The following is a 25309-nucleotide window of genomic DNA, read 5'->3' as shown; positions in this document are numbered from 1 at the left end:
GGCGGCTTGTTGACCTAATTGAAAGATTCACGTGAACGTCACTTATGCATGCCCGGCTTGTCACGAGGGGACGCGGACCCATTTTGCTGCCGACACCCGGCATTTGAAGTGCAACGCCTGTGGGCAGGAATTGGCCGTGCCCCAGGATGCAGTTGACGGCGACCGGGTGCAGCGTTGCTTGGTTTGTCCGAGCACCGATTTGTTTGTCCGCAAGGATTTTCCACAGCGGCTCGGCGTGCTGATTGTGGCCGTGGGGATCATCGGCAGCTCGATTGCCTGGTATCACGCTCACTTGCTGTGGACGTTTGGGATTTTGTTCGCCACGGCCCTGATCGACGTATTGCTTTACACCCTCGTGGGGGACGCGCTGATGTGCTACCGCTGCCAGGCGCAGTATCGCGGTGTTGCTGAAATGGATTCCCACGGTCTGTTCGATTTGGAAACGCACGAAAAGCATCGGCAATTGAACGCTCGGCTGCAATCGGCCGAGCGCGCGGCGGCTGCCAATCAATCGTCTTGAAGAAACGTTTTGAAGCAGTCGCTCTGAACATTGGGCATGATGACCTATGGATGCAGAACAACAGCGCATAGAAGATGATCTGCGAGGGCAGATCGTGGGCGATGTTCACTGCGACGACCTGTTCGTGCAACTCTTTGCCAGCGACGCGAGCATCTATGAGATTCCTCCGCTGGGCGTGGTGCGCCCCCGTGGCGTCGACGACGTTGTGGCGACGGTGAAGTATGCCGCCGCGAGGGAGATTCCGCTTCACGCGCGGGGGAGCGGTTCAGGGCTTGCTGGCGGTGCACTGGGACGCGGCTTAGTCATCGACTTCTCGCGCTTTATGCGCAAAGTGCTGGAGGTGGGTGAAGAGAGCGTACGTGTTGAAGCAGGGGTGGTGCTGGACGAGCTCAACCGCGTACTGCAACCACAAGGGCGATACATCGGTCCCGATCCTGCCACGGCTCAAGTCACAACCGTGGGCGGGATGGTTGCGCTCGATGCGTCGGGAAGTCATTGGCCGGTGGTGGGATCAACTCGACGGCATGTTCAGTCATTGCAAGTTGTGATGGCCGATGGCGAGGTGCTGGAATTTGGCACGCATGAGTTGCTCAATACGAAAGGCCATATCGGCGTCGATCGCTATGTGCTGGCCGTCGATGACATTTGTACGCGACACGCCGAGGATATTAAGAACGGCTATCCCCAGAGCTTGGTGAATAGCAGTGCCTATGGGCTGAATGATCTGCACGACGTGGATGCGTTTGGCAAGCCACTGCATTTGTCGCGGTTGTTCGTGGGGAGCGAAGGGACGCTGGGACTGATTACGGCGGTGACCTTGGGGACGCTCCCCTTGCCAGTGGACGCGTGCAGTTTGTTGTTGTTCTTTGATTCGATTGAAAAAGCGTCGCTCGCCACGGTGGAACTCTTGCCGCTCAAGCCGAGTGCCTGTGATCTGATGGATCGCCGCCACTTGAGCCTCGCGCGTGAAATGGACCCACGCTACGAATTCTTGATTCCCCAGGAAGCCGAAGCCGTGCTGCTAGTTGAGTTTCAAGGGGATTCAACCGACGAGGTGCAAGGCAAGCTGGCCGACGTTGTGACCTTTGTGCAAGACAAAGCTAAGCTGGCATTTGGTTCTTACGTTGCGGCGGATTGGCTCGATCATGAACTGCTTTGGCAGCTGGCTCGCCATTACACGCCGACTCTCTACCGGCTGAAAGGGCAGACACGCCCATTGCCGTTTGTGGAAGACGTTGCGATTCCGCCAGCGGAATTGCCCAATTTCCTGCCGCGCGTGCAGCACATATTCAAGCAGGAACAGGTGACGGCGTCGTTGTTCGCGCATGCCAGCCATGGGCAGTTGCACTTTCGACCATTTCTCGATATTTCGAGCGCTGCCGACATTGCCAAGATGGATTTGATTGCCGATCAGATTTACGAAGAGGTTTGGAAGGTTCGCGGCACGATCAGCGGTGAGCATGGCGATGGCTTGAGCCGCACGCCGTATGTGCTGCGGCAGTTTGGCCCGCTCATGACGGCGTTTCATGAGGTCAAGCAATTGTTTGACCCACAGAATCTGCTGAATCCGAATAAGATCGTGGCCAACGACGTGGTGTCGATGACCAATCATCTGCGGCACGTGCATTATCCGGTGCTGGAGAATCTGCAAGCCGAGGCCGAGGAAAAGTCGCCCAAAGAAAAGAACGAACCGCCAACGATTCAATTGCAGCTCGCCTGGCAACCGGAAGAGATGGCCCACGCGGCGCGGGTGTGCAATGGCTGCGGCGTCTGCCGCACGCTTTCACCTGAAACGCGGATGTGCCCGATCAATCGCTATTCGCCGCGCGAAGAAGCATCACCGCGCGCGAAGGCGAATCTTGCGCGTGGGTTGCTTACCGGGGCCCTGCCGCAGGGGAGCGTGTTGGATGAAGAGTTCAAAGAGATTGTCGACTTGTGCGTGCATTGCCACATGTGCCGCTTGGAATGTCCGGCGAATGTGGATATTCCGCGGTTGATGGTCGAAGCGAAGGCGCTTTACACAGCCACGAATGGCGAAACGCTCTACGGTTGGTTCATGGCACGCGTGGATACAATGTGCCGCTATGCTTCGCGATATTCTCGGGTAGCAAATTGGGCGGTGGCGAATCGTGGGGCACGCTGGTTGATTGAAAAATTGGTCGGCATTCCGCAGAGTCGCAAGTTGCCCCGGTTCCGGCGGAAAGCGTTTTTGCAACAAGCCGCGCAGAAACGTCTCAATCGACCCGAGCGAAGCAGCGTCGAAAAGGTGCTGTACTTCGTCGACACGTACGCGAACTATTGCGATCCGCAGCTGGCCGAAGCATTTTTGGCGGTGCTTGAGCACAATGGCATTCCGGTTTACGTTCCCGAGAATCAAATGCAGGCGGCCATGCCGATGATCGCGCGGGGCTTGGTGAGCAAGGCCCGGGGAATCGCGGAACATAATGTCGCGATTCTCGCCGAAGCGGTGCGGCAAGGGTACACCATCGTGGCGACCGAGCCGTCGGCCGTGTTGGCCCTCACGCATGAGTATCCCCAGTTGCTGCCGGGGGATCATGATGCCGAAATGATTGCCGAGAACGCGCTCGAAGCGTGTCATTATTTGTGGCGGTTGCATCAGCGCGGCAAGTTGCAGCTCAATTTTGGGCAGCTCAACACGTCGCTCGGTTATCACACGCCTTGCCACACAAAGGCGCTGGAAATCGGCACGCCCGCGGAAAGTTTGTTGCGGCTGATTCCGGGACTGAAAGTCGAACGGATCGAAAAAGGTTGCAGCGGCATGGCGGGAATGTATGGATTCCAACGCGAAAATTACCGCCGCAGCTTGCGGGCGGGTTTGCCTTTGATCACCGCCGTGCGGACGGGGAGCTTCGTCGCGGGGACGACCGAGTGCAGCACGTGCAAAGTGCAGATGGAACAGAGCACCTCGAAGCCCACGATTCACCCGGTGAAGATTGTCGCGCTGGCGTATGGCTTGATGCCCGAGCTGCGCACGCTCATAAATAGCCCCGGCAAAGACCTGGTGGTAACATGAGAGTTACCGTGAAGATGTTCGCGGCGGCGCGAGACGCAGTAGGGCCGAGTGTGGACGTTGAAGTGCCGGATGATGCAACGATCGCCAGTTTACGCGGCCAGCTGATAACGGATTATCCGCAACTGGCGGATTTGATTCGTCGGGCGATGTTCGCGATTGATACGACGTATGCGAATGATGATTCGGTCATTTCGAGCGTGAGCGAAGTGGCGTGTATTCCGCCGGTGAGTGGTGGTTAGAAGTGGAAGACCGGCGATTCGTTGAATCGCGGCTAAGACAACACGAATGATTCAACTGACGCACTCGCCGATTGATGCTGATTTGTTGGTGCGGAGTGCGCAGTCGCCTGCGGCGGGGGCGGTGCTGTTGTTTCTGGGTTGCACGCGCCAACATACGGCGGGACGGGAAACGACGGAACTTGCTTACGATGCCTACGAAGAGATGGCCGCTAAGGAATTGGCAACTTTGGAAGCGACCGCCCGCGAGCGGTGGGGGCTTGTCGAGTGTCTGATCGTGCATCGGCTGGGTATTGTGCCGCTCGGCGAAGCGAGCGTGGCCATCGTGGTGGCGAGTCCGCATCGCAAGGCAGCGTTCGAAGCGGGGGAGTGGCTCATCGATACGCTTAAAGAGAGTGTGCCGATCTGGAAGCAGGAACATTGGGCCGACGGCAGCAGCGAATGGGTGCATCCGACGAAATGATCAGCGAAATTTCCAACACGACGACCGACATGCCAACCAGCGGACCGCTGGTGGACCGCTTGGGGCGCGTGCATACGAGCCTGCGGGTGAGCGTGACGGATCGCTGCAATATTCGCTGCTTCTACTGCATGCCGGCCGAGAATGTGGTGTTCCGACCACGCGAGGAGTTGCTCACCTTCGAAGAGATCGAGCAATTCGTGCGCGTGGCGGTGTCGCTGGGGATCAAAGAGCTGCGCCTTACTGGGGGCGAACCGCTCGTGCGGAGTGAACTGCCGAAGTTGGTCGAGCAGGTCGCTGCGATTGAGGGCCTTGAGGATTTGGCACTTACCACAAATGGCATTTTGCTCAACGAACAAGCCGCGGCACTCAAAGCGGCGGGGTTACAACGTTTGAATGTTAGCCTGGATGCCCTTTCCGAGGCGACGTTTCAGAAAATTTCGCGACGTGCTGGGTTGCAGCGCGTGCTCGATGGAATTTTTGCGGCACGAGAAGCGGGGTTTGAGAATATCCGTCTCAACGCGGTGGCGATCCGGGGACTAACGGAACAAGAAATTGTGCCGCTGGCCGAGTTCGCCCGCACGCATGGGTTTGAACTACGGTTCATCGAGTTCATGCCGCTTGATGCCGAGAATCAGTGGCAGCAACAGCAGGTGCTTACATGCGACGAAATCCGGCAAATGCTGGAAGCGGAGTTTTGCCCGCTCGTGCCGAGCAAACGAGCGGATTTAAGCCAGCCAGCCGTCGATTTTCATTTTGCCGATGGCAAAGGCTCGATTGGGTTCATCAATCCCGTGAGTCATCCGTTTTGCAGCGACTGCAATCGTCTGCGACTCACTGCAGAGGGTGAGATTCGCAATTGCTTGTTTTCGACCGTGGAATGGGATGCGCGTGAGCTGCTGCGCAGCGGTGGCAGCGACGAAGAGTTAGCCCAATTGATTCGCGATTGCGTGTGGCACAAGCAACCGGCGCATGGCGTGGGGGAGGCAGATTTCGTCAAGCCTGCGCGGGCCATGTATCAGATTGGTGGATGACCTATCGTGCAGAAGCGTATCTATCTCGATAACGCCGCGACGAGCTGGCCGAAGCCGACCGTGGTTTATGATGCGGTGGATCGTTATCTGCGTGAGAATGGCGCACCGAGCGGGCGGGGCTCTTCGCGTGCCGCGGAAGAAGTGTTGCGATTGGTCGCGCGAGCGCGGTGGGAAGTCTCCGATTTGTTGGGCATGGATGAACCCAATCGTGTGATATTCACCAACAGCGGGACCGATTCTCTCAACACGGCCATCTTAGGTTTGTTGCGTGCGGGCGATCACGTGGTGACGACGGTTTGCGAACACAATTCCGTGTTACGGCCACTGCATTATTTGAGCGACACCTTGGGTGTGAAAGTTAGCTACGTGCCGTGTGATGGCGAGGGGTATGTTTCGCCGGATGACGTGCGGCGGGAGCTGCAACCCAACACGCGCCTCGTGGCGGTGGTGCATGCCTCGAACGTGACTGGCGCGATTCAGCCGATCAATGAAATCGGTGAGATCGTTCGCGAGCACGAAGCTTACTTTCTGGTGGATGCCGCGCAAACGTTGGGCGAATTGCCGCTCAATTTCAAGGATTGCCACGTCGACGTCATAGCCGCGCCGGGGCATAAAGGTTTGTTGGCTCCGCTGGGAACAGGCGTGTTGTGTTTGTCAGAACGTGCCGCGAAAGAAATGAAACCGTTTCGTTTTGGCGGGACGGGAACATCCAGCGAGAACGACCGCCAGCCCGAGGAACTGCCGCATAAGTTTGAGGCGGGGAATCTCAATGTTCCTGGAGTTGTGGGCTTGGCGGCGGCGATGGAATTTCATCGCGACTATGGCTTCGAGAAGATTCACGAGCATCATCGCGAGCTCGCCGGGCGTTTACTTAACGGACTCGACGCGATTGACGGTGTGTCGATTCACGGACCACGGACGGCAAAATCTCGCACGAGTGTGGTCAGCTTCACCGTGAAAGGTTATGATCCCCAGGAGTTTGCCGCGGTGCTGGAGATGTCGACCGGCATCGAGTGTCGGGCAGGGTTGCATTGTGCGCCGCGGATGCATGTCGCGCTAGGGACCTTGCCCACCGGGGGCACGGTGCGGTTGAGCCCTGGTTGGTCGACAACCACCGAGGAGATTGAAATTGCCTTGATGGCGATCGCTCAAGCCGCCAGCTCCGCACTTTAGACTGATTCTTTACTCACGGATGACGAACATGGCCAAAGCCGCCAATAAGCAAACGCCCGCCCCGGAACCTTGGTACAAAGACGGTTTGAAATTCAAATGCACGGGTTGCGGTGATTGCTGCACCGGCGCGCCGGGCTATGTGTGGGTAAATCAGGTGGAGATCGACGCCTTGGCCGAGCGGCTCGGCATGGAGTCGGCCAAGTTCGAGAAGAAGTACGTCCGCCAGATCGGCGTACGGCGGAGCCTGGTGGAGTATAAGAACGGCGATTGCGTGTTTTTCGACACCAAAACGCGCAAATGCCAGGTTTATGAGCAACGGCCACGGCAATGCCGGACTTGGCCTTTCTGGAATTCCAACCTTCGCAGCCCCGAGACCTGGGCCGAAACCTGCGAGTCGTGCCCAGGCAGTGGTAAGGGGAAGCTCTATCAGCTCGAGCATATCCAAGAGCAGGCGGCGATTTTTAATGTGTGAGTGGTTCGCGTTCACACGATTCACGGCATCGGGACGATGCCGGCTAACGGGCGGAAATTACAAATTTGGGAATCTGTAGCGGTTAGTTCAAGTTTGCCGCCTGCGAGGTCGATCAATGTCAAAGGTAGTTCTCTCGAGATCGCCTGCCGTTGTAAGACGGCAGATTTGGGCGGTTTGGGGAGTTCTTCCACAGCCCGAAGTTGGGTTTGTTCTTTGACAATTTATCGAGTTCCCAACGGGATTTTGAGGCCTTTTCACGGTCTGGTCGCGCGTCGTAAGTCGTTTGACGATTTGCGATTACCTTGACACTAACTCTTGCGCCAATTACACTTGGAACGAGCGGACGAAGTTCGCTTGTCTAAGTTACCTCATCTGGCGCAAGGCACTGAGTCAGCAATCGCTGGCACCTCACCAGGCATCGTACAGGGGACTCGTCGTGACCAAAAAAGAGATTGTAAAGACCATTTCAGAAGAGATCGGTCTCACGCAATTGAAGACGAAGGAAATCGTCCAGAAGACTTTCGACGCAATTGTCGAAACGCTGGTGGACGAAAAGCGGATTGAACTCCGCAATTTCGGCGTCTTCGAGGTGAAACGACGGGCAGCCCGCAAGGCACGTAATCCCCGCACAGGTGAGAAAGTCTTTGTTCCAGAAAAGTTTGTAGTGACGTTCAAGCCGGGTAAGGAAATGGAAGAGCGGGTCCATGAATTGGAACGGCAAGCCAATGCTGCCGCGGAAGCGGCCCATCGCGCTGCCTCAGGTCCAGAGCCTGACAGCTCACCGGATGAAAACCATGCTCTGCCAACAAGTTATGAACAGCCGATCTACGAGCGGCCTAATCATGAACCGTCTAGTTTCGATCAGCCCACCCCAGAACGGCCTGCCTACGAGCAACAATAAGTGCTGTCTTCGACAGCAAAATTGATTGCCAGTCACTGGCAATTGCTTCGCGAGTTTCAATCCGCGATAGCACCCAAATCAAATCACCGCGGCCGCGCCAATCTGCTCTCGGCGCAAAGTAAGCCGCTCGCTATTCTTCCGCGACTTTTCTACCAGACGGTCAATTTCAGGCGGTGTCAGACGGGTTTCGTCCCCCGCGACACGACGCCCCGGAGAGTGAACGTCGAATGCTTATCTGTGTTTTGGACTTTTCAACTTTTTTGCGGGAACGGCAGGAAGCTCAGTGCCGGTTGGCATTAGGGCTCTGTCAATTTGATGAAGTTGTTCGGCAGCGTGCGCCGCTGGACGCTTCGATGCTCAAGGAGGAGCTGCGCCAATGCGTAAATGGCTCTTAACGATGGCGACTGTCTGCGTGCTGGCCGGGAATACCGGCTGCCTGCTGCCGATCTATTCGGCGGACCCGGCACGACGTGCGCAACAGTTGATTTACACATCCGAAAACTTGCGTTCGCTGCTTGATGAATGGGAACGTATTTGGTTCCTCGATCAACCGTCGCATCTGTCACCACATAGCGTTCACGGCGGCATTATCTAGTCGTCGATTCGCTTCACAAAACCACGTGGAAGGTGGCTGCGCGACCGGTTCGCGCACAAATCGGTCGCAGCCAGGGCAAGTTGTGAACTGCCCCCCAGTGCGTGTACATTGGCTAGGACAAGATATCAGTCGCCAATGCCCGCGTATGTCGCTTCCATGCCTGTAGTTTCCCTCCAAAACCGAGACTCACCTCGCGATGCGAAGCTCGATCTTCGCGTCGAACTCGGTCGACTGAAACTCGCCAATCCGATCCTCGTGGCGTCGGGCACGTTTGGTTATGCCCGCGAGATGCAATCGCTGGTTGATCTCTCGCGACTGGGTGGCGTCGTTCCCAAGACGATCACCAAACTCCTGCGCAAAGGCAACTCGCCGTGGCGGACGATTGAAACCCCCTCGGGAATGCTCAATTCGATCGGGCTTGATAACGACGGCATCGACGCCTTCATCGCCCATCATTTGCCTTATCTCGCCGAGCAGCGGACGGCGATCATCGTGAGCATCGCCGGTCGCACGCAGGAAGAATTCGTCGAAATGTCGGCGCAATTGTCTCCCCATCAATCGGTCGCTGCCGTGGAACTGAACATCTCGTGCCCCAACGTGAGCGGCGGGGTGGATTTTGGCACTGACATATCGATGTGCGAGCGTGTAGTGGCCGCGTGCCGCGAGAATTGCGCGCATCCGATCGTTGCCAAGCTCACACCTAATGTCACGAGCATTGCCGAGATGGCCAAAGCGGCGGCGGCAGGGGGGGCGGATGCGATCTCGCTGATCAACACATGCCAAGGGATGGCCATTGATTGGCGACGGCGACGGCCGATGCTGGGCAACATTATCGGGGGCTTGAGCGGACCGGCGATCAAGCCGATCGCTTTGCGGGCCGTGTATCAAGCCGCCCGAGCCGTGGAGACGCCGATCATTGGCATCGGGGGGATCGCCAACTGCGACGACGTCATGGAGTTTTTGATTGCCGGGGCAACCGCGGTTCAATTGGGGACCGTGAACTTTTACAATCCAACGGCGTCGATACAAGTGCTCGACGCTTTGCCGGGCGCGCTGGCGGAACTGGGCGCGGTCAGCGTTCGGGAAGTTGTTGGGACGTTGAAGACAAGTTCCTAGCCGCAGGCGGTAGCCAGCGGTTGAGATGGGGGCGACCGTTGGCTTCCGCCTGCGGCTAGCATTAATTACAGATTACATTCATCACGAACGATCAAAAACAAATGCGTGTTCTTAGCGGAATTCAACCGACGGGCCGGCCTCATTGGGGCAATTATTTTGGGGCCATCGTTCAATACATCGCCCTCCAAGATGCCGAACAGGCGTTTTACTTCATTGCGAATCTGCACGCTCTCACCACGGTGCGCGACAAGGAGTTGCTCAAGCAGTATTCGCTCGATGCGGCCATGGACTTGTTGGCGTTGGGACTCGATCCCAACAAGGCCGTGCTATTCATTCAATCCGATGTTCCTGAGGTAAGCGAACTCTGTTGGATACTGCTCACGGGGACGCCGATGGGATTGCTGGAACGTTGCCACGCATACAAGGATAAGAAAGCCAAGGGACTGCCGGCGGATACTGGCCTGTTCACATATCCTGTCTTGCAAGCGGCCGACATTCTAGCCTATGACAGCGACACCGTGCCGGTGGGGGAAGATCAGGTGCAGCACATCGAAGTTTGCCGCGACATCGCTGGGAGTTTTAACCATCAATACGGCGACGTGTTTGTGCTGCCCAAGGCAAAGGTGCTCGATAGCTCGGCACGTGTGCCGGGGACCGACGGCGAAAAGATGTCAAAGAGCTACAACAACACACTGGCGGTGTTTGATGATGCCAAGGCTCAGAAGAAGCTCATCATGCGGATCGCGACTGATTCGCGGCCGATGGAAGATCCGAAAGATCCGACGAATGATGTGCTGTATATGCTGTTTTCGTTAGTGGCGACGGAAACGGATCGCAATGAGATGGCAGAGTTGTATGCTAAGGGTGGTTTTGGTTACGGCGATGTGAAGAAGAAATTGGCCGAAGCGGCGGAAGCGTATTTCGCCGACGCACGCGCGAGGCGGACGGATTGGGAAAAACGGCCAGATGATGTACGCGACATCCTAGCGGCGGGAGCAGTGAAGGCTCGTAAGAAAGCCGCTGAAGTGTTGGCACGTGCGCAACAAGCATGCGGTTTGAAAGGCTATTGAGATGGCGCTACAAATCATCGGTATTGGCACCGACATCATTGAATGTCTGCGGATTGCGCAGATGATTGAGCGGCACGGTGAGTTGTTTATTCGCCGGGTTTATACGGAGCATGAGATTCATTATTGCTCGACGAAGAAGTCGTCCACGCAGCATTACGCAGGCCGTTGGGCGGCAAAGGAAGCAGTGCTCAAGGCGTTGGGCACGGGTTGGCGCAAGGGGATCAGTTGGCGCGATATCGAAGTCCGACACAAACATGGCGGCGCGCCGATCATTGCTCTTTGTGGCGGGGCGCGTGAAGTTTTTGAGCAAAGCGGTATTCGGACAATGCATATCAGCATCTCCCATTGCCGCAGCCACGCCACGGCCTATGCGATTGCCGAAGGCGAAGTTCCCGACAACGACTAACTTGCCAAAGTCAAGCATTCGTTTCTTTGATTATTAGTCGTTAGCGCCATCACGATTGCTTCTACTGAAAGAACTCGCCATTTCAAGGGACATGCTAGTATTCACGAGTGGAACGCGATAAAATCAGCACCCAAGAGGGAATCGCGTCACTACGAACGATGCTTATCTGTTTATCGAACCGTGGTGCTTAGGAACGCGGTTCCGCCTAACAATCTGGTCGCCATGAAAGGGCATTCCATGAAATTCCTTGGTCAATTCATGACAATAGTGGTTTGTCTCTGCTTATGCTCGGCAGTGGCAAGTGCCCAAACCACATCTGCCGCGACTACGGCGCCGGCTGCAGAAACAGCCGCACCCGCGGCTCAAGCGTCGACAGACGACGATGTGAGTCCCGACGAAGCGACAATTCGTGGGAACATCGATAAATACGTCGAATCGTACAATCGGCGTGATACGCAAACGATGGCCAACATGTGGTCGCCGGAAGCGATTTACACCGACCCACGCAGCGGCGAAGGGGTGATGGGCCGCGATGCGATCAAAAAGCTGTTCGATGAAATCTTCGCCGGCGAAGAAGACGCGAAACTTGTGGTGAATGTTGAGTCCATTGATTTTGTCTCGCCCAACGTCGCGATTGAAAAAGGTGCGGCAGTGGTGACCTACTCCGATCATCCCGCCGAGGAAACAACATACACGGCCGTCCATATGAAACGCGACGGCCAATGGGTATTGGACCGCGTATCGGAAGAAGAAATCCCGTTGCCGCCCCCATCGAACTACGAACATCTCAAATCTCTGGAGTGGATGGTCGGCACTTGGATTGACCAAGATGAGAATACGGTGATTGAAACGGATTGCGAATGGACCCGTAATAAGAATTTCATGACACGTTCGTTCACCATGGTCACACGCGACGGGGTGGAATTGTCGGGGATGCAAATCGTCGGTTGGGATGCCGCGAACAATCAGATTCGCTCGTGGGTGTTTGATTCCAACGGCGGGTTCGGCGAAGGGGTGTGGACCGCCGACGGGGACAACTGGACCATTGAATCAACCGGTTCTCTGCCCGATGGCCGCAAGACCTCGGCGACAAATCTCCTTAAGAAAATCGATGACGACTCTTATACGTGGCAATCGATCAACCGCGTCGCCGACGGCGAACTGCAGCCGAATGTCGATGAAGTTTTGATCGTGCGCGAAGCTGCGGAAGAGAACTGAATTCCAACTCGTCCTTCAGGATGACCTATCAAAGGTGCCCAGATGAAAAAATACACGTTGTTCGCTCTGTCGATGTTGGCCGTCGCGATGTGGTGCTCGGGAGAACTCTGGGCACGCGGTGGCCGCGGGGGTGGAGGCGGCGGTGGCGGACGCGGCGGTGGGGGTGGAATGCACATGGGGGGTGGCGGCGGTGGTGGGCGGCCATCCATGGGTGGAGGGGGTGGCGGTGCGCGTCCTAGCGCGGGCCGTACGCCTTCGATGAGCATGCCTTCGTCGCGCCCGAATGTGTCGCGGCCCATGCCCGGCGGCGGTGGTGGTGGTCGCCCCAGTGGAAATATTGGTGGTGGAAATATCGGCGGAGGCGGCTCGCGGCCTGGTGGCGGCGGAAGCCGACCAAACCCAGGAAACATAAACCGTCCCCAGGGCAACCGCCCTTCGCTCGGCACCCTGCCAACGCCAAGTAATCGGCCGAGCACCGGTCGGCCTAGTGGCGGGATGAACCGACCTGATTTTGCCGGAGGTGGAGGGCGCCCCGGGGGTACGACACGCCCTGGCGGTTCAACACGCCCCGGCTCTGGCGGGCGGCCATCGACGGGGCAACTCGATAACTTTCTCGACATCAGTGGCCGTCCTGGTAATTTCCCATCAAATCGCCCCGGCGGGTCGACGCGACCCGGTGGTGGATACGCTGGTGGTCGTGTTCCCGGTGGTGCCGCGAATGATTTCTTGAACAACTTACCGCGTCCATTTCCTTCGGAAGGGGGTATGGCTAGTGGAGGTCGTCCCACGACACGCCCTGCACCCGGTGGTGGCTCTCGTCCGGGCAGACCGGGCGAGGGTGATCTTGCGGGTGGCGGTCGTCCCGGAGGAGGTCAGCGTCCCGGTGATTTGACTCGACCATCTTTGCCTGGCGGTGGTGATCGACCCGGCAGACCAGGGGGCGGAACCGGTGATCGTCCGGGGAGACCGGGTGGCGGAGATGGAGAGCGGCCCGGCAGACCTGGAGGCGGAGAAGGTGATCGCCCCGGTCGTCCTGGTGGCGGAGACAGACCTGGAAGGCCAGGGGGTGAAGATGGAGATCGGCCCGGTCGTCCGGGAGGTGGTGGAGATCGCCCGGGGCGCCCTGGTGGCGAGGATGGTGATCGTCCCGGCAGGCCTGGGGGCGGAGGCGATCGGCCCGGTCGCCCAGGTGACGGTGATCGCCCAGGCCGACCTGGGGATGGAGATCGGCCAGGCAGACCTGGGGAACGCCCCGGGCGTCCAGGCGAACGGCCTAACCGACCGGGTGGCGGCGATTGGGCTAATAACCGTCCCGATCATCGTCCCGATTGGAACCAGTGGAACAGTTGGCGGAACAATCATTGGACCACCATCAACAATCATTGGCACAACCACTGGAACAATAACTGGCACGGCGTCAATAATTGGTTCCGTCCGAACTGGTGGGCCGGAAACAATTGGCGCTGGAACTATGCTCCCGGCATCAACTGGTGGGGTTGGTCGACTTGGCCAGCGATGACAACTTGGTTCCCGAGTTGGGGTTGGTCCGAGCCGATTTACTACAACTACGGCAACAACGTTTATTACCAGAACGACACGGTCTATTACGGTGATCAACCCGTCGCGACCGCGGACGAATATGCCTATCAAGCCCAGCAGATTGCCACGTCGATTCCAGCGGATGCCGAGCCGGCTCCCGAGGATTGGATGCCGCTAGGTGTGTTTGCGATTACTCCGGCCGATGAATCTGCGGAGGGTGTTGACCCGAGTTTGTACCTGCAACTCGCCGTCAGCAAGCAAGGGATCATTTCGGGTTCACTGCAGAACACGACTGCCGATACGGTGAAAGAAGTCGAAGGGATGGTCGACAAGCAATCGCAACGCGCGGCGTGGACCTTGGCGGGCGAAACTCGGCCGATCATGGAAACCGGCATCGGCAACCTGACGCAAGACACCGCGCCGGCGCTGGTGCATTTTGCCGATGGCACAACGCAGGAATGGCTGCTGGTGCGGCTGGATAAGCCGAAGGGTTCGCCAGCGGCAGCAACGAGTGGTCCCACGGTGCCGCCGCAGTAGTTTGAGAGCGTAAAAGGATTCGTTGAAAGCTTAACTAGGGAAGCATTTGCCAAAAGCTTTCAGCAGAGATAATTTGCCTTTAACTCGCACCTTGCGACGCAGAATCGCCCAAAGTAGGTTTCTCTCTTTACGCAAAAACCCAAGCCAAGTGGTGGCATCAGCGATGATTTCGCAATCCGCTCGGCCGGACAGTCCGCGCGCAACGTGGAGCCGTTCGTTTTTAATGGTCACGGTAGCCGAAGCTGTTTCCGCGCCGGTGAATTTGAAATGATAGACGGCATCGAGGCCTTTGGACTTGCCCGCTTGAAAGGCGATATCCATGCGGTCGATAAATCCCGCAATGGAAGCGGGCCGCACGCCATTGACCCGTTTGAGATGTTTGTGAGGAAACAGGCGAGCGGCATGTTCTTCCGCGTCGGAGTTGGCCACAACGTAGATGGTCTCTTCTTTTTGTTGAAGTGGTTTGAGTGTTTCTGTCATGAACTTAACGGAATCGCTCAGATAAGGACCAATAACGTCTGAACCCGCTGGGCACACAGCCAGACAATAGGCTGCTTTGTAGTTCGCACCGAAGCTGAGGCTTTGCCACATCGAAGCCGTTTCTTGATCGGTGACGCGGTTGCGTAAATCAAGGGCGCTACTGCTCGCGGCGATATTTTCCGTGAAGTCGGTGAAGCCTTGCATGAACTCTCGATAGTTATGCGTCAGACACGCGCTGGGATCAAAGCGACCGTCGGGCTTGATGGCTCCCACGGGGCAGGCGGCTACGCATAACTTGCACGTCAAGCAAGGGTTGTAGTCGATGGGTTGGCTTTCTTGGTCGATCTCAACACCCAAGAGAACAGTGCCCAGCAAAATAAAATTACCAAAGCGTGGATGAATCACGTTCCGATGGATCCCCATCTGTCCCAAGCCCGCCGCGACGGCCACGGGTTTGTGAGAGACAACCCAGATTTTGCCAGGAAACTTGCTCATCTCCATGGGAAATCCCGCGGTCGGATTCATTGCCCGCAGGCCACGATCTTCGAGCCGGCGAACGATCTCGCGGGCGACCTCGTTAACGTGATCGGTGCTTTGGTGAAACTCGGCATTGGCCACCGATCGCGCCACGCTGCGGATAGGTTCCCGATTCATCCGGCAGACGAAACTGATCAAGGATCGCGCACTTGGAAAGGCGCTGAGAATATCACGGCGTTGATCATCAAGTTCCGGTCGATCGATAGAAACAAAGCCTACGTCATCGGCCCCAGCATCGAGGCATAATGCCCGCAACTCAGAGCCGTCCAGCCGCGTAGGCAGCGGGGCCCCCGATTTTTCTCGATGCGCCAGGACGGTGGGATGTTCTTGTAAACGGCTCATTTTTTCGCCACTCATTAAGTTGCAAATTGCAAGCAATAAAGTTGCATTGTGCAAGTGAATTGTTAGAATGTCAACAGACGAATTCATTGATCCCAAAATTCGAGACTTCCATGTCTGCCGAGAAGAAACGTTCGCCGTGTCCTGTGGCCTGCACGCTCGATTTGATCGGCGACAAGTGGACGTTGCTTCTCATTCGCGACATGGCCTGCGGCAAATCTCAATTCCGCGAGTTCATCGCTTCCCCCGAAAAGATTGCGACCAACATTTTGACCGATCGCCTGAATCGGCTCGTCGAAAACGGCATCGCCGAAAAGTTTCCCGCGCCCCAGAAACCGGGTTGGGAGGCTTATCGACTGACCAAGAAAGGCCGATCGCTCGTGCCCGTGCTTTCAGCCGTCGCCGAATGGGGGCTGGCTAATATCAAGGGGACGGAAGCCAGGATGAAATTAGTTCGGTAGGTAAGCTTGAAATGCTATGGTACAAGAACTGATATCGCTGGGGGAGAAGAAAGGGGACAGGTCCATATAGGCTAGATATGGACCTGTCCCCTTTCTTCCTCTCAGGCAAGTCAGCGTTGCCCAAAAGTACGGACTTCCCTTGGAATGGCACGTTCGACGACAGGATATGAGCTCATTTCGTAATGTGCTTGGCAAACTTGTGCAAGAGATCGACATTGTCCCCTACGATCCAACTTTCTAACCACCCAAAATGTTGAACCGCTACAAATTCAGTATGGACTTCCCACCGGAGGGCAACCTGCGAGTCGAGGAAGTTGCTTCGTTCCTCGGCTTGATGCAACAAGCATTCCGTGTAACCAACTGGCGTACCGGTCGCGATGAAGTATTTGAGGTCAGCACCAAGACAGTGAGTCGATATTTGGACGAGGAAGGGCGAATTCGTCCGTCCTCCCCAGGTGGAATTATTACGCTAGGTCCAGTAGAGGGTTCTTATCCAATAATGATTAGCGCTTCCACTGGATCAAGCGAATACGTCTGGGATTTTATGTGGGTCGATTTCCATGCCACCGATCCAGTGCCGGATCTGTCGTATTTCCGTCGCTGCATTGAAAGTTGTCGACCAACGGTGGCTGAGATAAGTCACTCCGACAATTTGGAAACACTGAGATTTGGTGACAGAGCTTATGCTCAAGGTCGAAAGGGCGTGAGAAATCGTCCTGTCATCATCAACTGGTTGCACTACTTCAACACACAAATGGCGAACACTTTTGGGGGGGTGGCGCATTGCATGGAGATACCGGCCTACAAGGTTGAACACTTCTGCGACGGGATACTCATCCAATTGACTCCTGAAGCCTTTAATCCAACCAGCGAGACGGATCTCGCCACACAACGCAATGCCATGGATTTTTTTGGATTGCCCTGGGATTTCAAAAAGGAAGCGTAGCTAGTCACGGCTAACGGGCATCCTGTAATGAGAAAAGCCAGGGAAAAGATTAGGGGTCGGGAGTCTTAAAAAACAAGGAGCTGATTATCGACTTCGGCCTCAACGCCCAGCCTTCGGCGTCCCGACTGAACCCGTTCAAATAACCCAACGGTTGGTCACCAACTCCTGAAAATTTGCTTGACGCTGCTCTTTGCTACTGATACCTTGGGCCACACTGTCATGGTGGTCGGTCGCAGAGTTTCTCTCCGATCGACGAACAGGGAATCCGGTGCCAGATTCTTCGAGAATCTTAGTCCGGGACGGCCCCGCCGCTGTGACCAAGCGTGAAGATGGGTTCAATTCTTAGGGCCATTGCGGCTGATTTCCTCGGAAATTTGCCGCGAGAAGGCCGAACCGATCGAGCTTGGGAGTCAGAAGACCTACCACGACGGATAGATGAAGCCTTTGCGCGGGATGAAGGCCAGTCGCACTTTGCCAGTCGAAAGTTGCCCTACCGCAATTTTGATGCGTCCTTACGCTGGGTTTGTCCATACAACGGGTCCGTGTGCATTGCTGCGCACTTTGTCTGTCATGAATAAGTTAGATTCCGCTGCGCCGGAAGCAGCGAATGAATTGCGCGCAGGCGTCGACTACTACGTCGAACGTGGCTTCGTGGTGTTTACGGCGGAGTATTTGCTCAAACGCGGTTGGTGCTGTGGCAATGGTTGCCGGCACTGTCCGTACGAATGTGACATGCAGGCGGAATTGCGAAAGGAGTCAACCCCATGAGAATCGTTTCCTTGTTTCCCGCGGCGACGGAAATCGTGTGTGCATTGGGACTCGAACAGGAATTAGTGGGGTTGAGTCATGCTTGCCCGCGCACGGGATCACTGGCTGCCTTGCCGCGAATCACTCGTTGGCGCGGACCCGAGAATGGCACGGCGGAAGAAATTGATGCCGCAGTGACACGAATGGCCCGCGCGGGTGAGCCGCTGTTTGAATTCGATGCAGAGCTCCTTATGGAACTGCGGCCTGACGTTGTGTTGTCGCAATCTTTGTGCAATGTGTGCGCCATCGACGAGTCGGCGATTCGGAACATGGTTCACCGTTTAGAGAGTCGCATGTGGGAATGGTCGCCGCGCACGGTGGACGACGTGCTCAACGGCATCGTGGAATTGGCCAGGGTTTGCGATCGAGCCGACGCTGGTGAGGAATTGGCCGGGGCGATTCGTTGTCGATTGTTCAATGTGCGGTATCTCACGAGCCTCATTGCTGAACCGACGCGCGTCGTGTTTTTGGAATGGCTAGCACCACTGTATTGTGCAGGGCATTGGATTCCGGAACTCGTCGAGTTTGCCGGTGCGACCGACGTGCTCGGCAGGGCAGGGAAGCGATCGCAGAGAATCGCATTTGATGACCTGGAAACCGCCGATCCCGACGTGATCGTGGTGGGTTGTTGCGGCTGGACCGCCGAACGAACCGAGGAAACCTTATCCCAGATTTTATCAGCACCGCGTTGGCAAGAATTGCGCGCCGTGCAACATGGCCGCGTACACATGGTCGATGCCGAGAATTGTTACACCGCGCCGGGCCCCTCGATTGCCGACGCCGTGGAAGAATTGGCAAAAGTGATTCACTTTGAAAAGTCGCACACAGTGAGTTGCTAGCTCGTTAATTCGCCGGGCTTATTGATCTTCGAGATTTGCTAGCAAAGCGGTACAATTGCCCGCAACGGTCACCACGGAGGGAGCCGTATTGGCGTTGGATACTCGCAGTGCGCGAGTCGTGGAATGCTCGCTCGCCCCTGGATTCGAACCGCCGCGCTATGGCTAGTGATTCTCGTGGGGGGCGTGTGCGCGGGTTGCCAACTCTTGCACAAGCAAAAGCATTGGGATGCCTTTCCCTATGAGCATCCCTGCGGACAGCTGGTGATCCACAGCGATTCACCGCTCGCGGGTCAACAACGACTGATCAACGAGCTCGTCGAACAGCGCGAATGGATTAACTCGCGCTTGAGCCTGACTCCCAACGACAAGCCAATTCATATCTATCTGTATGCTGACGAATCGAGTTATACGAAGTTCTTGAATCTGCGCTTCCCCGAGATGAATACGCGGCGAGCCATTTTTGTTGGAACCAACACTGATCTCACGGTCTATGCTCACTGGAGCGATCAAGTGGCCGTCGATCTGCGGCATGAAGTGGCTCACGGCTATCTACACGCGGCCGTGCCTCATTTGCCGTTGTGGCTCGACGAAGGGTTGGCCGAATATTTTGAAGTCGGTCGTGGCCGCCGGGGTTATAACGAAGCCCATATCGAAATGCTCGTGAAGCAGGCGGAAGCAGGAACTTGGCAGCCAGATTTAGCGCGGCTCGAATCGCTTACATCGGCCGCCGATATGACGCAACAAGATTATGCCGAATCATGGGCTTGGGTGCATTACTTGATTGAATCTGAAGACGGCAAGTCCGAAGTGCTGACAAGTTATTTGGCCGATCTCGTGACCCAGCCTCACGCCGAGACACTGAGCGTTCGGATTTCCAAGCGGTTGGTGGGTCCGCAGCTTGCCTTACGTGAGCACGTGCGAACGTTGCACTAAGAATTATCGTGCCTGCCGCGACTCAGGCATGACGGTTGGTGCGTAAATGTAACGCACGAGAAACCATCCCGGTTTTAGGCGGCGAAAATGGACAGGCATATACTCGCCGTCGAGGCCGCTGAAAAAGGCTTGCGGTTCGTCGGCTTGCTCTTTCACGAGCCAGAGCCCTTCTTCATTGCCCGCCAGTTGAAAAAGTAGCGTCTCTTCGGTGTTGCGTTCGATTAACGAAATCGTGAGATCCGTGCCAGAGACTTGTGGATTCTTAATCAGCATCAGCGTCCGTGGCTTGCCAATCGGGTAAGCCATGAAAGGACCCAGCGGTTTGATGTCGCCGTCATTGTCGGGCCAGTTGGCGAGCAGTTCTTCTGAGAGCTGGGTGAATTCGGGTATCGCGCCTGCCACCCTCCAGACTTGCCCCTGCCAGACAAGTTGCGGCCAGGTCGTGACGAGTGTCAGCCACCCGGCCAGTAGCAACATCAGCACCAGCCATGCCCGCACGCCGCGGTGAATTCCCGCGCCGGCCACCAACCCGGTAAAAATTCCAGCCGAGCTTAGAACCGCTGTGATGAATACGAACCATAACGCATCGACACGTGGCCAGAGCAGTGGCGGAACGACCGTGAGTGCCGATTCTTCGTTCCCGTAGGCAGCGATGTGCCGTTTGAAGGCGACCACTCCTTCGGCAAACTCGCCATCGCGGAGAATCCAGACAGTTGTTCCTAGCAAAACCGCCACGTTTATGAACCAGCAGACCCGGATCACATTCCGCGACAGCAACCAGCCACGCACGCGCTTCCAGCGAGAATCGGCCTGGTCTTGATTCATCCCGATTTTTCCATTCTAGGAAGCTTCTCAAGCGTTTGCATGTTGACAATAATCGAACGCTATGGCGGTTGTTCATTTTACCAGTCATTTGCAGTCGTTCGTCAACTGCGAACCGGTCCAAGTTGAGGGGAATACCGTCGGAGCTGCGCTGACGGGTTCGCTAGCAGGCCGCGACCGGCTGCGGACTTATATTCTCGACGATCAGGGCCGTTTGCGTCGGCATGTGATGATCTTCGTCGACGGCGAAATCATTGCCGACCGCTTGGGACTTACCGACCCGATACAGGCTAACTCCGAAATTTATGTGATGCAGGCCCTTTCAGGGGGCTGACAAATCTTTTCACAAATCTATTTGCATTCTTGAAGCGATACCATGTCTGACACGATTCACGTTTGTTCTCGGAAGGGATTGTTTACGCTTAGGCGGTCTGCCGCGGGAAAGTGGGAGATCGCCGACTTGGCATTTCTCGGCTCACCGGTGTCGATGTCGCTGGCCGATCCTCGGGATGGAAATTGGTATGCTGCGCTGGAGTTGGGGCACTTTGGCGCGCATTTGCATCGCAGTAATGACCAGGGAAAAACATGGACCGAGGTCGCGGCACCGACCTATCCCGAGGGGGCAACGCTTCCCGATCGCATGCCCGAAGCCGATGGTTCGCAGGCGATGAAGCCCGCAGCGCTCAAAGAAATTTGGGCCATGGAAACAGGGGGCGCTGGGAATCAAACGTTATGGTGCGGCACGATTCCGGGGGGACTCTTCCGCAGTGACGATGCCGGCGAGAGTTGGCAACTTGTTGAGTCGCTATGGAATCGCCCCGAGCGGATGAAGTGGTTTGGCGGCGGCAAGGATGAACCGGGGATTCACTCGATCGCGGTCGATCCCAGGGATTCGCAGCACGTCGTGATTGGAATTTCGTGTGGCGGCGCTTGGCGGACTCGTGACGGCGGCGACAACTGGGAATGTTGCAGCACAGGGCTTCGCGCTGAGTATATGCCCCCCGAGGAAGCCTACAACCCAGTGATTCAAGATCCCCATCGGCTTGTGGCTTGTCCGAGCGATTTTAATCATGCCTGGATTCAACATCACAATGGCATGTTCCACACCACCAACGGCTGTGAAAGTTGGGAGGAGATCACTGACGTCGAGCCAGCCGTGTTTGGCTTTGCCGTGGCCGTCCATCCGCGCGATCCCCAAACGGCGTGGTTTGTTCCGGCGATCAAGGATGAGTTTCGCATTCCCAAAGACGCCAAATTTGTCGTGACGAAAACGACGGACGGTGCGCAGAGTTTTCGGCAGATTTCCCAAGGATTGCCCACAGAAAAAGCTTACGACATCGTGTTTCGGCACGCGCTCGAAGTCGACGAAACAGGCGACCGCTTGGTGATGGGTTCCACAACAGGCAATCTGTGGATTTCGGAAGACAGCGGCGAATCGTGGCAGAATGTGTCGAGCAACATGCCACCGATTTATGCGGTGCGGTTTGTGGGTAACAGTTGAGTCATTTTGCGATTCAATACAAGCGATCCCAAGGCTGCGCAAAATAAAATGACCCAGCTGGTTGGTTCAGGAACCGCCAATAGAGTAACTTCACCCGTGGTATGCAGCGTTGACGAATCCCAGTGGTATGGACTTGAAACAGTCAGCATTCCTATGGGATCGACACCTGTCCAGTCGAACAGTTTGAATGTGCGTCCGATTTGACTGGTTACATCGGTGCCATTGTTAAAGGTGAGTGTAAGGATTCCATCAAGTTCAACAGAAATTCCTGTCTCGAAAGAAATAACCGAGTCCCAATGGTCATCTTCGAGCAGGAGAAGCAATTCACTTCCTTCGTCAAGTGAACAATCGTCTTGAACCAGTATGTCGATAGGAGGCAATGGTGCCTGAGAATAGTACGGATTAGGATTGCCATCGTGATCTCGCACAATCAGCAGTTTTCCCGAGGTCAAATTTAATCCGTGAATGGTCCCATCAGGTCGAATGAGATTGGACACAATTGCTTCTGCGAACCTAGCTTCTCTACTGCCACGCATATCGGCCCCGGTCAAATTGGTGTTCGTGAATGTTGAGTCCTCAAAAACAGAATTCGCAAGATTGGCATTCTGGAAACTGGCATTACTGAGGTTGGCCTCGCGGAATTCTGAACCGATCATATTTTGAGAAGCAAAATTCCATCCCCGCAGATCATTTCCAAACATACCTATGCCGGTTAAGTCCCCGACTTGGTAACTTTGGGTTTCATAGAGTTGCTCAGGCGTAAAACCGTTAACAAACCAAAAAGAACCGTTATGGATATTTGCACCTTTGAAATTCGCTCCATGCAAAGATGAAAAATCCAAAATAGCTCGTTCAAGATTGGCATCCTCGAAATTAGCATTGCTTAGATCACTGGAATCTAGGAGAGCTCCAAAGAGATTCTGGTCAGACAAATTCCACCCACTCAAATCGGCTACCATAAACCGAATTTCTGATAAATCACGGTTGAGGTAGCTAGCGGTAGAGTAGAGTTGAGCCGCAGTTAGGGAGCCATGGTCCTGCGAAATAAAGGATGCACCTCTGACACTTGCTCCAGAAAAATTTGCATTAACGAAGTTAGAAGAATTAAAGCTCGCACCATCAAGGTTTTGGCAGAAAAATCCCAGTTCCTTAAATCGAGAGAGTCAAAACCAACGCCTTTCAAGTCTTTGTTCTTGTAACTCGCTGTTGAATAGATTTGCGACGCCGTAAGACCAACCTGTGCGTATAAAGCCGCCCCTCGAATAACGGCATTTTCCAGGTCCGCGTTGGTGACATCTGCGTAGCCCAAATACGCGTCGGTCAAATCAGATCCGTAGAGATAGGCTTGCGAAAGATTTGACTTGTAGAAATCTGTTCCGTTCAAACTCTTATTTGCTAGAAATGCCTTTTGCAGATCAAGCTGTCGTAATTTCGCACCTGGGAGAGGATTAGCTCCGGCTCCGCCCAAAGTTAATAGCGTGCTTTCGCGTTTTCCTAGTGATGTGTCTGAAGGGTTGATGTATTCCCACTGAAAAATGTCAGCATGCAAGTTTTGAGGGTACGCAAATAGTAGTCCGAAAAGAGCAAGGGCCGCAGAGGATAAGTATCTGTTCAAGCAATTCATCAAATTTGTCAATCCAATGCCGTCTGAGATTACTAACTTGACGATGGTTTTTACGAACACTTACTGGACAATCGGTTGGTCGATTCCAATCATTGTGTTATCCTTATAAAGAATAATCTCCAATTTCGCAGATTTCAATGCATGACACCTAGAGTAATTAAATTAGTAAATTTAATGTTAAAAATCCCTGTAGAAATAGTTAATTTTGCGTGAGCCCCTGGAGCATCCCCACGTAGGACGAAAACATGCGGAAAATCATGACAATGATGAATCCCGCCACCAACAGCCAAATCACGTAGCCGGCGAATTGGGCGAGGATCGCGATCGCCATGCCCGAGCGTTCTTCATATTCCGCCGCTTGGCGTTCCATGATTTCGACCATCCGGCCGCTTTCTTCTCCGACGGCAATGCTGTCAATCAAGTCGCTGGGAAAAACACGCGTGGCAATCAGTGCTTGGGTGACCGTTTGGCCTTGTTCGATCCGCCGGGCAACGTCTTCGGCGTGTCGTGAGTAGTAATCATTGCCCGTGGCGTTGAGTGCGAGCGCGAGCGCCTTGCGAATATCCATCGGCGTGTCGAGCACGAGTTGCAGAGCCCATGTGAACTTTGCCAGTGCAAGTGTTTTGAATGCGCCGCCGAGGACGGGGATTGTCACCAACATGCGCTGCATGGAACGTGTCCAACCGACACCCCGCCGCATGGATTCAAAGAACACGATGAATAGGATCGTTACGAGCAACAGGAAATTGACGTACTTAATGAGGCCCGGTGTGCCCACCAGTCCCCAGCCCAAGGAATCATACTGGACCCCTTGGGCGGTTTGGTTGACCGGCAACATGCCCAGGATCAAAATCAACAAGCCGATGACCAAGATCGCCATGCCGAGTTGCAGAACTGGCCAAGCGATGCGACCGAGAAACGCCCGGCGCGATGCCAACACACGATCGTAGTTGCGAGCCAAGCGCTTGTAGATTTCTCCGAGCCGGCCACTCACTTCACCAACTTCCACCATCTGTCGAAACAGGGGGGGATAATAATCTCCCGTCTGGCGGAGCGCATCGGTGATTGAATTGCCTTTGGCCAATTGATCGCTAATCAAACCTGCCGCGGCACGTTCACTGCGTGAACCACGGGTTGCTTCGTCGGTCCAGATCTTGCGATCTTGAATCCCCGCATTGGTAGCCGTCGCCAAGCGATGGCAAAGCTGGGCGAGCGACTTCAAGCGTATGCGAGGTGAGAAAAGCATTGAAATCCACCGGCCGAGTTAAACCTCGCCGATATCCTCGTTCCACAATTCGGGACGGTCGGCGATGAACTGACGCATCAATTCTATGCACTCGGCATTGTCGACGATGATTAGTTCCACGCCCCGCGAGCGGACATAGTCTTCAGGCCCCTGAAATGTGCGATTTTCACCGATCACGACTCGTGGAATGTTGTAGAGCAGGGCGGTGCCGCTGCACATGTCGCAGGGAGACAAGGTCGAGTACAGTGTGGCGCGGCGGTAATCCTTCGGTTTGAGCCTCCCCGCGTTTTCGAGGCAATCCATCTCGGCGTGCAAAATCGCGCTCCCCTTCTGTACGCGGCGATTGTGGCCATGACCAACGATCTTGTTGTCGATCACCAACACCGAACCAATCGGAATCCCACCCTCGGCAAGGCCCGCCCGGGCTTCTTCAATCGCAGCTTCCATGAAGGGATCGCCCATC

Annotated in this window: 26 protein-coding genes, 2 pseudogenes and 1 riboswitch; of the genes and pseudogenes, 21 read left to right on the top strand and 7 right to left on the bottom strand. The window is 55.5% G+C overall.

Going from position 1 to position 25309, the window contains the following annotated elements:
• The first annotated feature begins 31 nt into the window (after positions 1-31).
• The 14 genes from SH678x_RS13395 (at position 32) to SH678x_RS13330 (ending at position 14311) form a co-directional block, all read left to right on the top strand.
• Positions 32-520 carry a hypothetical protein gene (locus tag SH678x_RS13395; protein ID WP_496918960.1) on the top strand — a complete coding sequence of 163 codons (489 nt, stop codon included), beginning with the start codon at positions 32-34 and terminating at the stop codon, positions 518-520.
• 46 nt (positions 521-566) lie between these two features.
• Complete coding sequence (locus SH678x_RS13390) at positions 567-3554, top strand: anaerobic glycerol-3-phosphate dehydrogenase subunit C (RefSeq protein ID WP_496918959.1); 2988 nt, start codon at positions 567-569, stop codon at positions 3552-3554.
• Positions 3551-3793: a MoaD/ThiS family protein gene (locus SH678x_RS13385; protein WP_496918958.1), complete on the top strand. Its 243-nt coding sequence runs from the start codon at positions 3551-3553 to the stop codon at positions 3791-3793. Before SH678x_RS13390 ends, SH678x_RS13385 begins: the two co-directional genes overlap by 4 nt.
• 46 nt (positions 3794-3839) lie before the next feature.
• The gene (locus tag SH678x_RS13380; RefSeq protein WP_496918957.1) at positions 3840-4253 is read left to right on the top strand and encodes a molybdenum cofactor biosynthesis protein MoaE; all 414 of its coding nucleotides are present in this window, start codon (positions 3840-3842) and stop codon (positions 4251-4253) included.
• Positions 4232-5284, top strand: a complete 1053-nt coding sequence (gene moaA, locus SH678x_RS13375; protein WP_496918956.1) for a GTP 3',8-cyclase MoaA — start codon at positions 4232-4234, stop codon at positions 5282-5284. The genes SH678x_RS13380 and moaA overlap by 22 nt, the downstream gene beginning before the upstream one ends.
• 6 nt (positions 5285-5290) lie before the next feature.
• On the top strand, positions 5291-6457 hold the full coding sequence (locus SH678x_RS13370; protein ID WP_496918955.1) for an aminotransferase class V-fold PLP-dependent enzyme: 1167 nt from the start codon (positions 5291-5293) through the stop codon (positions 6455-6457).
• Positions 6458-6485: 28 nt separating this feature from the next.
• Entirely contained in the window at positions 6486-6929 is a 444-nt protein-coding gene (locus SH678x_RS13365; RefSeq protein WP_496918954.1) for a YkgJ family cysteine cluster protein, read from the top strand.
• A gap of 436 nt (positions 6930-7365) precedes the next feature.
• Positions 7366-7830, top strand: coding sequence for an HU family DNA-binding protein (locus tag SH678x_RS13360; RefSeq protein WP_496918953.1), 465 nt, complete (start codon positions 7366-7368; stop codon positions 7828-7830).
• A gap of 376 nt (positions 7831-8206) precedes the next feature.
• Positions 8207-8425 (top strand): hypothetical protein, encoded by a 219-nt coding sequence (locus SH678x_RS13355; RefSeq protein WP_496918952.1) that lies wholly within the window; start codon positions 8207-8209, stop codon positions 8423-8425.
• Positions 8426-8581: 156 nt separating this feature from the next.
• Positions 8582-9541 (top strand): dihydroorotate dehydrogenase, encoded by a 960-nt coding sequence (locus SH678x_RS13350; protein WP_496918951.1) that lies wholly within the window; start codon positions 8582-8584, stop codon positions 9539-9541.
• Positions 9542-9642: 101 nt separating this feature from the next.
• Positions 9643-10611 carry a tryptophan--tRNA ligase gene (gene trpS / locus SH678x_RS13345; RefSeq protein WP_496918950.1) on the top strand — a complete coding sequence of 323 codons (969 nt, stop codon included), beginning with the start codon at positions 9643-9645 and terminating at the stop codon, positions 10609-10611.
• Between the two features lies 1 nt (position 10612).
• A complete protein-coding gene (gene acpS, locus SH678x_RS13340; protein WP_496918949.1) occupies positions 10613-11017 on the top strand; it encodes a holo-ACP synthase in 405 nt (134 codons plus the stop codon).
• A 237-nt stretch (positions 11018-11254) separates the two neighbouring features.
• Positions 11255-12235 carry a YybH family protein gene (locus SH678x_RS13335; protein WP_496918948.1) on the top strand — a complete coding sequence of 327 codons (981 nt, stop codon included), beginning with the start codon at positions 11255-11257 and terminating at the stop codon, positions 12233-12235.
• 42 nt (positions 12236-12277) lie between these two features.
• Positions 12278-14311, top strand: a complete 2034-nt coding sequence (locus SH678x_RS13330) for a hypothetical protein (protein WP_496918947.1) — start codon at positions 12278-12280, stop codon at positions 14309-14311.
• Positions 14312-14341: 30 nt separating this feature from the next.
• On the opposite strand, the gene SH678x_RS13325 is transcribed toward SH678x_RS13330, so the two are convergent.
• Positions 14342-15670 carry an SCP2 sterol-binding domain-containing protein gene (locus tag SH678x_RS13325; protein WP_496918946.1) on the bottom strand — a complete coding sequence of 443 codons (1329 nt, stop codon included), beginning with the start codon at positions 15668-15670 and terminating at the stop codon, positions 14342-14344.
• A gap of 110 nt (positions 15671-15780) precedes the next feature.
• Between SH678x_RS13325 and SH678x_RS13320 the strand changes: the two genes are divergently transcribed.
• The 5 genes from SH678x_RS13320 to SH678x_RS13300 all read left to right on the top strand — a co-directional run bounded on the left by SH678x_RS13320 (position 15781) and on the right by SH678x_RS13300 (position 19653).
• Positions 15781-16128, top strand: coding sequence for a winged helix-turn-helix transcriptional regulator (locus SH678x_RS13320; RefSeq protein ID WP_496918945.1), 348 nt, complete (start codon positions 15781-15783; stop codon positions 16126-16128).
• Positions 16129-16378: 250 nt separating this feature from the next.
• Positions 16379-17074, top strand: coding sequence for a hypothetical protein (locus tag SH678x_RS13315; protein WP_496918944.1), 696 nt, complete (start codon positions 16379-16381; stop codon positions 17072-17074).
• Positions 17075-17277: 203 nt separating this feature from the next.
• A riboswitch (cobalamin riboswitch) is annotated at positions 17278-17515 on the top strand.
• Between the two features lie 129 nt (positions 17516-17644).
• On the top strand, positions 17645-17842 hold the full coding sequence (locus SH678x_RS13310; RefSeq protein WP_496918943.1) for a C1orf53 family protein: 198 nt from the start codon (positions 17645-17647) through the stop codon (positions 17840-17842).
• The gene (locus SH678x_RS13305; protein ID WP_496918942.1) at positions 17839-18720 is read left to right on the top strand and encodes an ABC transporter substrate-binding protein; all 882 of its coding nucleotides are present in this window, start codon (positions 17839-17841) and stop codon (positions 18718-18720) included. The genes SH678x_RS13310 and SH678x_RS13305 overlap by 4 nt, the downstream gene beginning before the upstream one ends.
• 123 nt (positions 18721-18843) lie before the next feature.
• Complete coding sequence (locus SH678x_RS13300; protein ID WP_496918941.1) at positions 18844-19653, top strand: DUF1570 domain-containing protein; 810 nt, start codon at positions 18844-18846, stop codon at positions 19651-19653.
• 3 nt (positions 19654-19656) lie between these two features.
• On the opposite strand, the gene SH678x_RS13295 is transcribed toward SH678x_RS13300, so the two are convergent.
• Positions 19657-20478, bottom strand: coding sequence for a hypothetical protein (locus SH678x_RS13295; protein ID WP_496918940.1), 822 nt, complete (start codon positions 20476-20478; stop codon positions 19657-19659).
• Between the two features lie 61 nt (positions 20479-20539).
• Here SH678x_RS13295 and SH678x_RS13290 point away from each other — a divergent pair, with 61 nt between their 5' ends.
• Complete coding sequence (locus SH678x_RS13290) at positions 20540-20809, top strand: MoaD/ThiS family protein (RefSeq protein WP_496918939.1); 270 nt, start codon at positions 20540-20542, stop codon at positions 20807-20809.
• 42 nt (positions 20810-20851) lie between these two features.
• On the top strand, positions 20852-21976 hold the full coding sequence (locus tag SH678x_RS13285) for a WD40/YVTN/BNR-like repeat-containing protein (protein WP_496918938.1): 1125 nt from the start codon (positions 20852-20854) through the stop codon (positions 21974-21976).
• On the opposite strand, the gene SH678x_RS13280 is transcribed toward SH678x_RS13285, so the two are convergent.
• The 5 genes and pseudogenes from SH678x_RS13280 to SH678x_RS13260 all read right to left on the bottom strand — a co-directional run bounded on the left by SH678x_RS13280 (position 21946) and on the right by SH678x_RS13260 (position 25308).
• On the bottom strand, positions 21946-22935 hold the full coding sequence (locus SH678x_RS13280; RefSeq protein ID WP_496918937.1) for a pentapeptide repeat-containing protein: 990 nt from the start codon (positions 22933-22935) through the stop codon (positions 21946-21948). The genes SH678x_RS13285 and SH678x_RS13280 overlap by 31 nt on opposite strands.
• A gap of 123 nt (positions 22936-23058) precedes the next feature.
• Positions 23059-23121, bottom strand: a pseudogene (locus tag SH678x_RS13275) (hypothetical protein); the annotation flags it as partial.
• A gap of 113 nt (positions 23122-23234) precedes the next feature.
• Positions 23235-23600, bottom strand: a pseudogene (locus SH678x_RS13270) (pentapeptide repeat-containing protein); the annotation flags it as partial.
• Positions 23601-23799: 199 nt separating this feature from the next.
• A complete protein-coding gene (locus tag SH678x_RS13265; RefSeq protein WP_496918936.1) occupies positions 23800-24846 on the bottom strand; it encodes a type II secretion system F family protein in 1047 nt (348 codons plus the stop codon).
• Positions 24847-24864: 18 nt separating this feature from the next.
• A complete protein-coding gene (locus tag SH678x_RS13260) occupies positions 24865-25308 on the bottom strand; it encodes a nucleoside deaminase (protein WP_496918935.1) in 444 nt (147 codons plus the stop codon).
• Position 25309: the final 1 nt, after the last annotated feature.

The organism is Bythopirellula superficialaquae (assembly GCF_059632245.1).
This window is presented reverse-complemented; position numbering and strand designations above follow the sequence as displayed.

What these genes read in the sequence shown, in the direction of transcription:
- SH678x_RS13320 (WP_496918945.1), top strand. Translation starts at nt 15,781, where the DNA reads ATGTCTGCCGAGAAGAAACGTTCGCCGTGTCCTGTGGCCTGCACGCTC.
- trpS (WP_496918950.1), top strand. Translation starts at nt 9,643, where the DNA reads ATGCGTGTTCTTAGCGGAATTCAACCGACGGGCCGGCCTCATTGGGGC.
- SH678x_RS13260 (WP_496918935.1), bottom strand. Translation starts at nt 25,308, where the DNA reads ATGGGCGATCCCTTCATGGAAGCTGCGATTGAAGAAGCCCGGGCGGGC.
- SH678x_RS13350 (WP_496918951.1), top strand. Translation starts at nt 8,582, where the DNA reads ATGCCTGTAGTTTCCCTCCAAAACCGAGACTCACCTCGCGATGCGAAG.
- SH678x_RS13290 (WP_496918939.1), top strand. Translation starts at nt 20,540, where the DNA reads ATGGCGGTTGTTCATTTTACCAGTCATTTGCAGTCGTTCGTCAACTGC.
- SH678x_RS13315 (WP_496918944.1), top strand. Translation starts at nt 16,379, where the DNA reads ATGTTGAACCGCTACAAATTCAGTATGGACTTCCCACCGGAGGGCAAC.
- SH678x_RS13280 (WP_496918937.1), bottom strand. Translation starts at nt 22,935, where the DNA reads ATGGTAGCCGATTTGAGTGGGTGGAATTTGTCTGACCAGAATCTCTTT.
- SH678x_RS13335 (WP_496918948.1), top strand. Translation starts at nt 11,255, where the DNA reads ATGAAATTCCTTGGTCAATTCATGACAATAGTGGTTTGTCTCTGCTTA.
- SH678x_RS13310 (WP_496918943.1), top strand. Translation starts at nt 17,645, where the DNA reads ATGAATAAGTTAGATTCCGCTGCGCCGGAAGCAGCGAATGAATTGCGC.
- SH678x_RS13265 (WP_496918936.1), bottom strand. Translation starts at nt 24,846, where the DNA reads ATGCTTTTCTCACCTCGCATACGCTTGAAGTCGCTCGCCCAGCTTTGC.
- SH678x_RS13285 (WP_496918938.1), top strand. Translation starts at nt 20,852, where the DNA reads ATGTCTGACACGATTCACGTTTGTTCTCGGAAGGGATTGTTTACGCTT.
- SH678x_RS13300 (WP_496918941.1), top strand. Translation starts at nt 18,844, where the DNA reads ATGCTCGCTCGCCCCTGGATTCGAACCGCCGCGCTATGGCTAGTGATT.
- acpS (WP_496918949.1), top strand. Translation starts at nt 10,613, where the DNA reads ATGGCGCTACAAATCATCGGTATTGGCACCGACATCATTGAATGTCTG.
- SH678x_RS13330 (WP_496918947.1), top strand. Translation starts at nt 12,278, where the DNA reads ATGAAAAAATACACGTTGTTCGCTCTGTCGATGTTGGCCGTCGCGATG.
- moaA (WP_496918956.1), top strand. Translation starts at nt 4,232, where the DNA reads ATGGGTGCATCCGACGAAATGATCAGCGAAATTTCCAACACGACGACC.
- SH678x_RS13385 (WP_496918958.1), top strand. Translation starts at nt 3,551, where the DNA reads ATGAGAGTTACCGTGAAGATGTTCGCGGCGGCGCGAGACGCAGTAGGG.
- SH678x_RS13305 (WP_496918942.1), top strand. Translation starts at nt 17,839, where the DNA reads ATGAGAATCGTTTCCTTGTTTCCCGCGGCGACGGAAATCGTGTGTGCA.
- SH678x_RS13355 (WP_496918952.1), top strand. Translation starts at nt 8,207, where the DNA reads ATGCGTAAATGGCTCTTAACGATGGCGACTGTCTGCGTGCTGGCCGGG.
- SH678x_RS13365 (WP_496918954.1), top strand. Translation starts at nt 6,486, where the DNA reads ATGGCCAAAGCCGCCAATAAGCAAACGCCCGCCCCGGAACCTTGGTAC.
- SH678x_RS13390 (WP_496918959.1), top strand. Translation starts at nt 567, where the DNA reads ATGGATGCAGAACAACAGCGCATAGAAGATGATCTGCGAGGGCAGATC.
- SH678x_RS13325 (WP_496918946.1), bottom strand. Translation starts at nt 15,670, where the DNA reads ATGAGCCGTTTACAAGAACATCCCACCGTCCTGGCGCATCGAGAAAAA.
- SH678x_RS13295 (WP_496918940.1), bottom strand. Translation starts at nt 20,478, where the DNA reads ATGAATCAAGACCAGGCCGATTCTCGCTGGAAGCGCGTGCGTGGCTGG.
- SH678x_RS13380 (WP_496918957.1), top strand. Translation starts at nt 3,840, where the DNA reads ATGATTCAACTGACGCACTCGCCGATTGATGCTGATTTGTTGGTGCGG.